Source organism: Agromyces binzhouensis (assembly GCF_042672355.1).
GTDB classification, from domain to species: Bacteria; Actinomycetota; Actinomycetes; order Actinomycetales; family Microbacteriaceae; genus Agromyces; species Agromyces binzhouensis.
The window spans coordinates 40,417-52,527 of the sequence record NZ_JBHXVJ010000005.1 but is presented as its reverse complement, the minus strand read 5'-3'; the positions used below and the strand labels follow the sequence as shown (position 1 = coordinate 52,527).

The following is a 12,111-nucleotide window of genomic DNA, read 5'->3' as shown; positions in this document are numbered from 1 at the left end:
TCTATCGGCACGGCCTATTGTGGACATGGGTCCGGACGTTCCGGACTCGGGAAGCGGGGCGGACCGAGTGCAGCAGCCGACCGGGTTCGAGGGCGGACGACTCCTCGTCGTGGCATTCGAAGGATGGAACGACGCCGGTGAGGCGGCCACCGGAGCCGCCCGGCTCCTGGCGGAGCGGCTCGGCCTCGTCGAGATCGCCGCGGTCGACCCCGAACTCTACTTCGACTACCAGTTCACGCGCCCCACGATCGAGTCCGCGCCCGACGGCACGCGGCGGCTGAGCTGGCCCGGCGCCGCGATCCTCGGCCCGAGCGGCGAAGCCCGCCCCGACGACGACGAGGTCGTCACGGGGCCCGGGGCCGACCGGCTGCACGTCCTCCTCGGCGCGGAACCCGCGCGAACCTGGAAGGGCTTCGCCGCCGAGCTCATCGACGCCGCGCTCACCGCCGACATCGAGGGCATCGTGCTCCTCGGGGCGATGCTCGCCGACGCCCCGCACACGCGACCCCTCTCCGTCTTCGCATCGAGCGAGAACCCGGAGGTGCGCGCCGCGCTGGGCGTCGACCGCTCGACCTACGAGGGACCGGTCGGCATCCTCAGCGTCATCGCCGACCAGGCCGAGCGCGTCGGCATCCCCACGGTTTCGCTCTGGGCGTCGGTGCCGCACTACGTGCACAACGCCCCGTCGCCGAAGGCCGTGCTCGCGCTGCTCGGCAAGGTCGAGGAGCTCACGGGGCTCAGCATCCCCCGCGGCTCGCTCGAGGACGAGGCGAAGGAGTGGGAGTCGAGCGTCGACGCCCTCGCCGCGGACGACGAGGAGATGGCCGGGTACATCACCCAGCTGGAGCAGGCCCGCGACGCGGTCGACGCGCCCGAGGCGTCCGGCGAGGCCATCGCGCAGGAGTTCGAGCGCTACCTCCGCCGTCGCGGCGACCAGCCGGGCGGCGGCCCGTGGCGTCCCCGGGACGGCGCCTGACGCGGCATCCGCCCGCCTGATCGACCGCCCGGGCCGGCGGGGTCGCAGCGGTCGCGCCCGAGTTCCTCTGCCGCGCGCCGATCAGAGCGGCTCGAGGACGCCCGTGCCGAGCAGCACGAACACCGTCGCGCCGAGCGCGATGCGGTAGATCACGAACGGCAGGAAGCTGTGCCGCGAGATCCACTTCATGAAGAACGCGATCACCAGGATCGCGACCACGAACGCCACGACGGTCGCGGCGGCCGTCTCGAGCGGGCCGTACACGGCCGGCTCGCCCCAGCTCTTGAAGAGCTGGTAGAAGCCCGAGCCGAACACCGCCGGGATCGCGAGGAGGAACGCGTAGCGCGCCGCGGCCGCTCGCTCGTAGCCGAGCAGGAGGCCCATCGTGATCGTTCCCCCCGAGCGCGAGACGCCCGGGATGAGCGCGAGCGACTGGGCGAGCCCGAAGAAGACGCCGTGCGGGTAGGTGAGGTCGTCGAGCTTGCGGCGCTTCGCGCCCGCCCAGTCGGCCAGGCCGAGGACGATGCCGAACACGATGAGCATCGTCGCGACGACGTACAGCGAGCGGAAGACCGTCTCGATCTGGTCCTGGAACAGCAGCCCGAGCACGACGATCGGGATCGAGCCGATGATGATCAGCCAGCCCATCCGCGCATCCGGGTCGTTGCGCGGGACGCGGCCGAACAGCGCGCCGAACCACTGGCGGACGATCCGCACGATGTCGCGCCAGAAGAACACGACGACGGCGGCCTCGGTGCCGAGCTGCGTGATCGCGGTGAAGGCCGCCCCCGGGTCCGCCGCATTGGGCAGGAACTCGCCGAGGATGCGCAGGTGCGCGCTCGAGGAGATCGGCAGGAACTCGGTGAGTCCCTGCACGAGGCCGAGGATCAGGGCTTCGAACAAGGGGGCATCGCCTTCCGCCCCTCGACGCGCGAAGGGCACGGGACCGTCGTGGTCGTCGAACGAGTGGGCGTCAGTACGCCAGGAGGAGGTCCTTCAGGACCTGCCTACCGAAGACTAGTGCGTCGAGCGGCACGCGCTCGTCCACGCCGTGGAACATCGCAGGGAAGTCGAGGCCGTCCGGCAGCCGGAGCGGCGCGAAGCCGTAGCCCGAGACGCCGAGGCGCGACAGCGCCTTGTTGTCGGTGCCGCCGCTGAGCAGGTAGGGGAAGACGGCCGCCTCGGGGTCGTGCGCGTTCAGGGCGTGCGTGACCGCGTCGACGAGCGGCCCGTGGGTCGGCGCCTCGAGGCCGACGTCGCGGTGCACGATCTCGAGCTCGACGTCGGGCCCGAGGAGGTCCCCGAGCTCGGCGAGGACCGCGTCCTCCTCCCCCGGCAGGGTGCGGATGTCGACGAGCGCCTCGGCCCGGTCGGGGATGACGTTGTGCTTGTAGCCGGCCTGCAGCAGCGTCGGGTTCGACGTCGTGCGGAGCGTCGCCGTGATGAACCCCGAGGCCGACCCCGTCGCGAGCGCCAGCTCGTCGGGCGAGACCTGCTCGGGGTCGACGCCCAGTGCGCCGGCGATCGCCGCGAGCAGCTCGCGGGTCGTGCCCGTCAGCCGGATGGGCCATTCGCGTCGGCCGATGCGCGCGATCGCCTCGGCGAGCTTCGTGACCGCGTTGTCGCGGACGAGCCTCGAGCCGTGCGCGGCCGTGCCGTGCGCGACGAGCCGCACCCACACGAGCGACTTCTCGCCGGTCTGCAGGAGGTACGCGCGCTTTCCGCCGACCGTGATCGAGTACCCGCCGACCTCGCTGATCGCCTCGGTCGCGCCGGCGAAGAGCTCGGGGTGCTCGTCGACGAGCCAGCTCGCGCCGTACAGTCCCCCGGCTTCCTCGTCGGCGAAGAAGCCCAGGATCAGCTCCCGCTCGGGCAGGCGCCCCTCGGCGAGGATGTCGCCGACCGCGGTGAGGATCATGGCGTCCATGTCCTTCATGTCCACGGCGCCACGGCCCCACAGCATGCCGTCGCGGACCTCGCCGGCGAACGGGTCGACGCTCCAGTTCCGGGGGTCGGCGGGCACCACGTCGAGGTGGCCGTGGAGGACGAGCGCGGGCTTGTCGGGGTTCGCGCCCGGCACGCGCGCGACGACGTTGGCGCGACGCGGCGCGGACTCGTGCACGACCGGGTCGAGGCCCATGGTGCGCAGGTGCGCCTCGACGTACTCGGCGGCCTCGCGCTCGCCGTTCGAACGGCCCTCGCCGTGGTTCGTGGTGTCGAACCGGATGAGGTCGCGCGCGATGATCGCGGTCTCGTCGAGCTCGGGCTGGGGCTCGGTGGTCCTCGGGAGCGTCTCGGCCATGCGGTCCACGCTATCGCGAGGCTCGGCATCGCGAGCGGCGACGGATGCCTCGGAAATCCGGCGTTCCGCGTCCGACCCGCCTCGACCTCCAGGCGCGGTCGTCGCCCGCCGCCGAGTGGTCTGAGGCCCTCGCAAACCGTGCTAATGTCTTCTACGGCCGCTGAGCGATCGGAGGCCAGGACAACGCGCGGGTGGCGGAAATGGCAGACGCGCTAGCTTGAGGTGCTAGTGCCCTAACGGGCGTGGGGGTTCAAGTCCCCCCTCGCGCACGCGTTGTCGAGAAGGCCGGATCTTCGGATCCGGCCTTTTCGCGTTTAAGCGCACGCGCTCGACCGGTCGCGCCGCGAACGGGAGGAAGTTCCGCGGGCCGCGCGGCGCGTCGCGCCGGCACACGCCGGCGAGCTGCCGGAACATCCTCCCGAAGGATCCGGCGTGCCGCCGCCGCCGACCACCCCCGCTCGGGGGCGTGGACGGGTGGCATCCGCGACTTGCCTCATTCGAACATGTGTTCGAATATTGAGGGGTGACGATGATCGCTCCCCGACCCGCGCCCGACGGCGCGATCGCCTCCGAGCCGGCCCCCGCCGCACGGCTCGAGCGGGTCGAGGAACTGCAGGCGCGCATCCGCGGCATGCAGGCAACGAGGCTCGACGCGCGCGCCGTTCCCACCCATCCTGCGCTCGCGAGCGTGCTCCCGGGCGGCGCGCTGCGCGAGGGCGCGGTCGTGCAGGTCGAGGGGTCGATCACGCTGCTCATGGCCGCGCTCGCCGGGCCGTCGCGGAGCGGCCGCTGGGTCGCGGTCTCCGGCATCCCCGAGTTCGGCGTCGAGGCGGCGGCGCGGTTCGGCATCGACCTCGAGCGACTCGTGCTCGTGCCCGATCCCGGCCGGCAGTGGCTGACGGTCGCCGCGGCGCTCGCCGACGTGATCCCCGTGGTCGCCGTGCGGCCGGCGGGGCGGCTCGCCCCGGCCGAGGCATCGCGGTTCGCGGCCCGGCTGCGCCAGCGCGGCGCACTGCTGCTCGTCGACGGCGGCTGGCCGGGCAGCGACGCCCGGCTCGAGCTCGAGCGAAGCGACTGGACCGGCCTCGGTCTCGGGCACGGGCACCTCGCCGAGCGCGAGGTCGTGGTGCGGGTCACCGGGCGCGGCGAGGTCGGTCGCGGTGCCCGGCGGCGCCTGCGGCTGCCGGCGGGCGACCTCGGGTTCGCCGCGATCGACGAGGCGGGCGCGCCGTCCGCGGCATCCGCGCACGACAACGTGCATCGGCCCGAGTTCACGGCGAGGGCCTCGTGACCACGGCCGTGCGCACCATCGTGCTCTGGTGCCCCGACTGGCCCGTGCTCGCGGCGTGCCGCGAGCACGGCATCGACCCCGCGCTGCCGGTCGCGCTCACCGAGAGTGGGCTCGTGCACTCCTGCTCGCCCGCGGCCCGGCGCGACGGCGTGACGCGGGGGCTGCGGCTGCGCGAGGCGCAGTACCGCTCGACCGCGCTCGCGGTGCTGGAGTACGACGCCGCGCTCGACCACCGCGCGTTCGAGCCGGTCGTGCGGGGCGTCGAGGCGATCGTCCCCGGCGTGCAGGTGCTGCGGCCCGGCACGCTGGCGATGCGGGCCCGCGGTCCGGTCAGGTACTACGGCGGTGAGGATGCCGCGGCGCGGGCGCTCCTCGAGGCCGCAGCGGGGCTCGGGATCACGGGCGCGCGCGTGGGCGTCGCCGACGGGCCGTTCGCCGCCGAGCAGGCGGCGCGCGCCGCGGGTGCCGTGCGTACTCCAGGCGTCGCGGATGCTGCGGGCGTCCCCGCCGCGCCGGGCGCGGTGCTCGCGGTGCCTCCCGGCGAGTCGGCGAGGTTCCTGGCGCCGCTGCCGGTCTCGCTCGTGGCCGACGCTCGCACCACGACCCTGCTCCACCGGCTCGGCGTGCGCACGCTCGGCGAGTTCGCGGCACTGCCCGACGAGGATGTCCGGCGGCGCTTCGGCGCGGCCGGCGCGTTCGCGCACGATCGCGCCGCCGGGCGCGAGCAGTCGCGCGTGGCGCCGCGGACTCCCCCGCCCGACTTCGAGGTGGAGCAGCACTTCGAGCCCCCGCTCGAACGCGTCGACCAGCTCGCGTTCGCGTTCCGCGTGCGGGCCGAGGAGTTCATCGAGCGGATGCGGGCCGTGCGGCTCGTGTGCACGGGCATCCGGGTCGAACTCGACGACGAGCGCGGCGGCCACTCGAGCCGCAGCTGGCTGCACCCGCACTGGTTCACGCCTGCCGACGTGGTCGACCGCGTGCGGTGGCAGCTGCAGGGGTCCGGCACGGCCGAGACGGGGCTCGAGTCCGCGATCGTGCGCCTGCGGATCGTGCCCGAACGGGTCGACTCGACCGGCAACCACGAGGAGGGACTCTGGGGCGGCGGACCCGACGAGCGCGTGCACCACGGGCTCACGCGCGTGCAGAGCATGCTCGGGCACGAGGGCGTGGTCACGGCCGCGATCGGCGGCGGGCGCATGCTCGCCGACCGTCAGGTGCTCGTGCCGTGGGGCGATCGCGCCTCCGAGCGGGTCGCGGCGGAGGCGCCCTGGCCGGGGAGCCTGCCGGCGCTCGCGCCCGCGAGCGTGTTCCGCGAGCGGCTGCCGGTCGCGCTCGTCGACGCCGAGGCCGTACCCGTGGCGGTCGATGCGCGCGGGGCGATCTCGGCGCCGCCGGCCTCGTTCGCGGTCGGCGGCGGGCGGCCGGCGCCCGTGCGGGCATGGGCGGGGCCGTGGCCGGTCGTGGAGCGCTGGTGGGACGCCGACCGCGCCCGCCGGGTGCACCGGTTCCAGGTGGTCGACCACGACGGCTGCGCGTGGCTGCTGGTCCGCGACGCGGACGGCTGGTGGGCCGAGGCGAGGTACGACTGATGGGCTGGAACAACCCCGAGATCCCGTGGTCCGAGCTCGAGCGTCGGCTCTCCGACCGGCAACGGCCGGGTGGCGGATCGGCAGGTCGCTCGAAGGTCCTGGGCGACGGCGGCGACAGCCCGGCCTGGAGCCGGAAGCGGCATCCGTACCGCCCGCCGGGGACCGACGAGCCGGCGGACGACCGGCCGGCCGGCCCGTCCGTGCCGTACGCCGAGCTGCACGCGCACTCGACGTTCAGCTTCCTCGACGGCGCGTCGGGACCCGAGAGGCTCGTCGAGGAGGCGCACCGGCTGGGGCTCACGGGGCTCGCGATCACCGACCACGACGGCTTCTACGGCATCGTGCGGTTCGCCGAGGCCGCCGAGGCGTACCCCGAGCTCGAGACCGTGTACGGCGCCGAGCTCTCGTTCGGGCTCAGCGAGCCGCAGATGGGCGCGGCCGACCCCGAGGGCGACCACCTGCTCGTGCTCGCCGCCCGCGAGGAGGGCTACCACCGGCTCGCGTCGGCGATCACCGCGGGCCAGCTCGCGGGCGGCGAGAAGGGCCGACCCGTCTACGAGCTCGACGACCTGGCAGCACGCGCCGACGGGCACTGGGTCGTCTCCACCGGGTGCCGCAAGGGCGCGGTGCGCCGCGCGCTCGCGGGCGAGGGCGGGGCGGATGCCGCGTGGCGCGAGCTCGACCGGCTCGTCGCGCTGTTCGGCCGCGACCACGTGGTCGTCGAACTGACCGACCACGGCGATCCCCTCGACCAGGTCCGCAACGACGCGCTCGCCGCGCTCGCCGCTCGGGCGCGCGTGCCCGTGCTCGCGACGAACGCGGTGCACTACGCGACGCCCCGCGAGCACCGGCTCGCCTCCGCGCTCGCGGCGGTGCGGGCGCGGCGCAGCCTCGACGAGCTCGACGGCTGGTTGCCCGCGACCGACGGACTGCACCTCCGGTCGGGCGCAGAGATGCTCGCCCGCTTCGATCGCCACCCCGGCGCCGTCGAGCGCTCGGTGACGCTCGCGCACGACCTGTCGTTCCGGCTGCGCAGCGCGCGGCCGCGGCTCCCCCGGCAGGAGGTGCCGGAGGGGCACACGCCGATGTCGTGGCTGCGGGAGCTCGCCTGGCGGGGCGCCGAGCGGCGCTACCCGGGCGTGCCCGACCACGTGCGCGAGCGGCTCGCGAAGGAGCTCGACGTGATCGAGGAGAAGGACTTCCCGGGGTACTTCCTCATCGTGCACGACCTCGTGCAGGAGGCGCGCCGCCGCGGCATCCTCTGCCAGGGCCGCGGATCGGCGGCGAACTCGGCGGTCTGCTACGTGCTCGACATCACCGGGGTCGACTCGATCTACTACGACCTGCCGTTCGAGCGGTTCCTGTCGTCGCTGCGCGACGAGGAGCCCGACATCGACGTCGACTTCGACTCCGACCGGCGCGAGGAGATCATCCAGTACGTCTACGGCAGGTACGGCCGGCACAACGCCGCGCAGGTCGCGAACGTGATCAGCTACCGCCCGAAGGGCGCGGTGCGCGACATGGCCAAGGCGCTCGGGTACTCGACCGGGCAGCAGGACGCGTGGTCGCGCCAGGTCGAGCGGTGGGGGTCGGTCGTCGAGACCGACGAGCACGACATCCCCGAGTCGGTGGTCGAGCTCGCCGAGCAGCTGCTGACCTTCCCGCGGCACCTCGGCATCCACTCGGGCGGCATGGTGCTCACCGACCGGCCCGTCGGCGAGGTGTGCCCCATCGAGCACGCCCGCATGGAGAACCGCACCGTCCTGCAGTGGGACAAGGACGACTGCGCCTGGATGGGCCTCGTGAAGTTCGACCTGCTCGGGCTCGGCATGCTCGCCGCGCTGCAGTACACGTTCGACCTCGTGCGCGCGCACACCGGCGAGGAGTGGGAGCTCGCGACGATCCCGAAGGAGGAGCCCGCGGTCTACGACATGCTGTGCCGCGCCGATTCCATCGGGGTGTTCCAGGTCGAGTCGCGCGCCCAGATGGGCACGCTCCCCCGCCTGCAGCCACGCTGCTTCTACGACCTCGTCGTCGAGATCGCGCTCATCCGTCCGGGGCCCGTGCAGGGCGGCGCGGTGCACCCGTACATCCGCCGCCGCACGGGCGAGGAGCAGGTGGCCTACCTGCACCCCAAGCTCGAGCCCGTGCTCCGGCGCACGCTCGGGGTGCCGCTCTTCCAGGAGCAGCTCATGCAGATGGCCGTCGCGGTCGGCGACTGCGACGCCGCCGACGCCGACCTGCTGCGCCGCGCGATGGGCTCCAAGCGCGGCGTCGAGAAGATCGAGCGGCTGCGCACGAAGCTCTACGCGGGCATGGAGCGCAACGACATCGACCGCGAGACCGCCGACGCGATCTACGAGAAGATCGAGGCGTTCGCGAACTTCGGCTTCGCCGAGAGCCACGCCATCAGCTTCGGACTGCTCGTCTACGCGAGCTCGTGGCTGAAGCTGCACTACCCGGCCGCGTTCCTCGCGGCGCTGCTGCGCGCCCAGCCCATGGGCTTCTACTCGCCGCACACGCTCACCGCCGACGCGCGACGGCACGGGGTCGAGCTGCTCCGGCCCGACCTGGCGCGCTCGGGCGTGCACGCGGGGCTCGAGGCGGTCGGGCCCGGCGGTGCGACGGGCGCCGATGAACCGGCGACGGATGCCGCGGCGGGGGCGCGCGGCATCCGTCGCCCCACCGGCAGGCCGGACTGCGCCCGGGCCGCCCAGCCGCCGGTCGGGCCGTTCGATCGCGACGCGCCCGACCGCTCGGCCGAGCATCGCCGCGACGGTGCGTTCGCGGTGCGCCTCGGGCTCGCCGACGTCACCTCGATCGGGGCGAAGGTCGCGGAGCGGATCGTCGCCGAGCGCGACGCGCACGGCCCGTACCGCGACATGGCCGACCTCTCCCGGCGCGCCGACCTCGATGCGACGCAGCTCGAGGCGCTCGCCGCGGCGGGGGCGTTCGAGTGCTTCGACCTGCGGCCGCGGCAGGCGCTGTGGCTCGCGGGCGAGGCCGCGCAGGACCGTGCCGACTACCTGCCCGGTGCGGTCGTCGTGGTGCAGCCGCCGTTGCTGCCCCTGCTGAACGACGCCGAGCAGGTCGTCTACGACCTGTGGGCGACGGGCATCTCGCCCGACGACCATCCGATCCGGCACGTGCGCGACCGCCTCGACGCGCGCGGCGTCGTGCGCATCGATCGGCTGGGTGGCGCCGAGTCGGGGCGCCGCATCGAGGTCGGCGGGGTCGTCACGCACCGGCAGCGGCCGGCGACCGCGAGCGGCATCACGTTCATGAACCTCGAGGACGAGTCGGGCACGCTCAACGTGATCGCGAGCGTCGGCGTGTGGTCGCGGTACCGCCGGATCGCGCGCGAGGCGCCGGCGATGGTGGTCCGCGGCATCCTGGAGCGCTCGCGCGAGGGCGTGGTCAACCTCGTCGCGGATCGGTTCGAGCCGCTGACCGTCTCGACCACCAACCGGTCCCGCGACTTCCGCTGACCCCGGGACCGGACGTCATCGAGGCTGGAGCCGCACCTCCGGCCCGGCCCCGGGCATCCCGCTGCGGCGGGCGTCCGCCCCGAGGGCGGCGACGTTGCGGATGAACAGGATCAGCCACGTGAAGACGAGGATCCCCGCCACGAGCTCGACCGCGGTCAGCGTGTACAGGCCGACGATGAAGTACACGGCCAGCAGGACGATGACGGCCATGAACGACCAGCCGACGACCAGGAACGACCGCGACGTTCCCGGGATCCAGCGGCGCAGCGCGATGACCAGCACGAAAAACGTCACCGCCATCCCCGATGCCGCGATCGTGTGGATCCAGAAGTGGGTGTCGACGGGGAAGATCCCGACGCATGCGAGCAGCACCCCGATGAGCACGAGGCAGACGCGCACGTTGCGCCGACCGTGCGTGTGCGGCGTGGTGACGGTCGTCGTCGCGGCACGGGCGAGCGTCGTCACGAGGAACCCGGCGACGATGAGCGTCAGGTTGAACGCACGGGCCGACAGGTCGTCCGTCATGCCGAGCGCACTCAGGTGCTCCGCCCACCAGTGCGGGTCGGAGGCGGTCAGCATGCTCGCGAGCATGCCCTCGACGAGGAACACCGCCAGGACGATCGCGAGCAGCAGGAGGTCCATGTGCGTCGCCGACGAGAACACGACGTAGGCGGTGACGGCACCCGCGGATCCCGCGATGACGAGCAGCGGAACGGCGAACACCGGCGCGCCGATGAACGCGCGTTCGAGGATGTCGGCCAGCAGGGTCCACGTGAGCAGGGCGATGACGCCGTGCGCGATGGCGAGCGCGACGACGTCGAGCACGTCGAGCGCCCGCATCCGGCCGACGCCCTCGCGCCCGGCGACGATGGCGCTCCCGAGGGCGAAGGCGACGATCGCGACGACACCGCTCGCGACGGCGGCGTACTGGCCGATCGAGCCGGGACCCGAGATCGGCGCGCCGCCCAGGCCGAAGACCGGGATCGCGATCAGCCCCACTGCGGCGAACGAGGCGGCGCCCGCGGCCAGGGCGAGCGACTCCAGCGAACGCTCGCCGGAACCGAGGAGCCGCTTCAGGCTCGCCCTGCGATCGGTCGGCATGGCTCGCTCCCTTCGCCGACGAGGCGGTCCCGCGTGGCGCCGCCGCATCGACCGGCGACCGGGGCCGCCCAGTGCGCTGAGGGTCACGGTAGCGCAGCGTTCCGACCGTGCGGCGACAGGCCGGTCGGCGATACGCTGGCGGTGGCCCGACGCGCGACGCGAACGCGACGCGAGGAGGTGGCCGCATGGCCGGATCGACGCGCGAACCGCTCTTCACCCGAGGGTTCATCGCCCTCGCCGTCGCCGAGTTGGCGTACTTCACGGCGACCGGGCTCGCCCTCTTCGCCCTCCCGCTCTACGTCACCGGGCCCGTCGGGGGCGACGAGGCGTCCGCGGGGCTCGCGGTCGGGGTCTTCGCGGTCTCCGCGCTCGTGCTGCGACCATTCGCGGGCAGGGCCTCCGATCGCTTCGGCCGTCGGCCGATGCTCGTCGGCGGGGCGCTCCTCGCGGCCGGCGCCCTGCTCCTGCTGACGGTGACCCAGGACCTCGGCGTCATCATCGGGCTCCGGCTGCTCGCCGGGGTCGCCGAGGCGGCCTTCTTCGTGTCGGTGTTCGCCGCGCTCGCCGACCTGGCGCCCGCCTCGCGCATGGGCGAGGCGCTCTCGTACAACTCGCTCGGCCTCTATCTCGGCCTCGCGTTCGGACCGCTGGTCGGACAGGTGCTGCTGGATGCCGCGGGGTTCCGCGCCGTGTGGCTCGGGGGCGCCGGCCTCGCCGTGCTCGCGGTGGGGTTCGCGTTCCTCGTCGGCGAGACGAGGACCGCCCCGCCCGAACTCGGGGGTCGGTTGCGGATCGTCCACCGTCCGGCGGTCCCGATCTCGATCGGCTTCCTCAGCTCGCTCGCCGCCGTGGGCGGCTTCATCGCGTTCGCGACGCTCTGGGCCGAGCGCATCGACCTCGCCTCGCCGAGCATCGCCCTCTTCGCCTACGGCGCCGTCGTGGTCGTGTGCCGCATCGCCTTCGCCCGCGTCCCCGATCGCCTCCCATCGCTGCCGCTCGCCGCGGCGTCGCTCGTGCTCATCGGCATCGGGCTCGTGATCGCAGCCGCATGGCAGGACTGGGTGGGGCTGCTCGTGGGCGTCGTGTTCATGGGCGTCGGCATCACCTTCACGACCCCCGCCTTCTTCGCCGCCGTCTTCGCCACGGCGTCGCCGTCGGAACGGGGCGTCGCATCGGGCACGGCCAGTGCCGCGCTCGACCTGGGCCTCGGCCTCGGGCCCATCGCACTGGGCCTCGTCGCCGCGCCGTTCGGCATCCCGTGGGCGTTCGCGCTCGCTGCGGCCATCGCCTTCGCCGGCGCGGCCTGGACCGCGGGGCTCGTGCGCCGGACGCCGGCCCGCGCCTGAGGTCCGTCCCCGTCGTGT

General features: G+C 73.8%; 8 protein-coding genes and 1 tRNA gene. 6 read left to right on the top strand and 3 right to left on the bottom strand.

Annotated features, from left to right (window positions below):
• Window positions 1–67 precede the first annotated feature (67 nt).
• The gene (locus tag ACFVHK_RS09795; protein ID WP_376928655.1) at window positions 68–976 is read left to right on the top strand and encodes a PAC2 family protein; all 909 of its coding nucleotides are present in this window, start codon (window positions 68–70) and stop codon (window positions 974–976) included.
• A gap of 81 nt (window positions 977–1,057) precedes the next feature.
• Here the strand turns inward: ACFVHK_RS09795 and ACFVHK_RS09790 are convergent, their stop codons facing one another.
• Window positions 1,058–1,879 carry an undecaprenyl-diphosphate phosphatase gene (locus ACFVHK_RS09790; protein WP_129235568.1) on the bottom strand — a complete coding sequence of 274 codons (822 nt, stop codon included), beginning with the start codon at window positions 1,877–1,879 and terminating at the stop codon, window positions 1,058–1,060.
• A 70-nt stretch (window positions 1,880–1,949) separates the two neighbouring features.
• On the bottom strand, window positions 1,950–3,278 hold the full coding sequence (locus tag ACFVHK_RS09785) for a M20/M25/M40 family metallo-hydrolase (RefSeq protein ID WP_376928654.1): 1,329 nt from the start codon (window positions 3,276–3,278) through the stop codon (window positions 1,950–1,952).
• 185 nt (window positions 3,279–3,463) lie between these two features.
• Here ACFVHK_RS09785 and ACFVHK_RS09780 point away from each other — a divergent pair.
• The 4 genes from ACFVHK_RS09780 (at window position 3,464) to ACFVHK_RS09765 (ending at window position 9,646) form a co-directional block, all read left to right on the top strand.
• Window positions 3,464–3,547 (top strand) — tRNA-Leu (locus tag ACFVHK_RS09780).
• 260 nt (window positions 3,548–3,807) lie between these two features.
• Window positions 3,808–4,569, top strand: coding sequence for a hypothetical protein (locus ACFVHK_RS09775; RefSeq protein WP_376928653.1), 762 nt, complete (start codon window positions 3,808–3,810; stop codon window positions 4,567–4,569).
• The gene (locus tag ACFVHK_RS09770; protein WP_376928652.1) at window positions 4,566–6,158 is read left to right on the top strand and encodes a DNA polymerase Y family protein; all 1,593 of its coding nucleotides are present in this window, start codon (window positions 4,566–4,568) and stop codon (window positions 6,156–6,158) included. The genes ACFVHK_RS09775 and ACFVHK_RS09770 overlap by 4 nt, the downstream gene beginning before the upstream one ends.
• Window positions 6,158–9,646, top strand: coding sequence for an error-prone DNA polymerase (locus ACFVHK_RS09765; RefSeq protein WP_376928651.1), 3,489 nt, complete (start codon window positions 6,158–6,160; stop codon window positions 9,644–9,646). The genes ACFVHK_RS09770 and ACFVHK_RS09765 overlap by 1 nt, the downstream gene beginning before the upstream one ends.
• Before the next feature lie 15 nt (window positions 9,647–9,661).
• Here ACFVHK_RS09765 and ACFVHK_RS09760 read toward each other — a convergent pair whose 3' ends face one another.
• Window positions 9,662–10,747 (bottom strand): DUF998 domain-containing protein, encoded by a 1,086-nt coding sequence (locus ACFVHK_RS09760; protein ID WP_376928650.1) that lies wholly within the window; start codon window positions 10,745–10,747, stop codon window positions 9,662–9,664.
• A gap of 107 nt (window positions 10,748–10,854) precedes the next feature.
• Here ACFVHK_RS09760 and ACFVHK_RS09755 point away from each other — a divergent pair, with 107 nt between their 5' ends.
• The gene (locus ACFVHK_RS09755; protein WP_376928649.1) at window positions 10,855–12,093 is read left to right on the top strand and encodes an MFS transporter; all 1,239 of its coding nucleotides are present in this window, start codon (window positions 10,855–10,857) and stop codon (window positions 12,091–12,093) included.
• Window positions 12,094–12,111: the final 18 nt, after the last annotated feature.

What these genes read in the sequence shown, in the direction of transcription:
- ACFVHK_RS09785 (WP_376928654.1), bottom strand. Translation starts at nt 3,278, where the DNA reads ATGGCCGAGACGCTCCCGAGGACCACCGAGCCCCAGCCCGAGCTCGAC.
- ACFVHK_RS09775 (WP_376928653.1), top strand. Translation starts at nt 3,808, where the DNA reads ATGATCGCTCCCCGACCCGCGCCCGACGGCGCGATCGCCTCCGAGCCG.
- ACFVHK_RS09765 (WP_376928651.1), top strand. Translation starts at nt 6,158, where the DNA reads ATGGGCTGGAACAACCCCGAGATCCCGTGGTCCGAGCTCGAGCGTCGG.
- ACFVHK_RS09760 (WP_376928650.1), bottom strand. Translation starts at nt 10,747, where the DNA reads ATGCCGACCGATCGCAGGGCGAGCCTGAAGCGGCTCCTCGGTTCCGGC.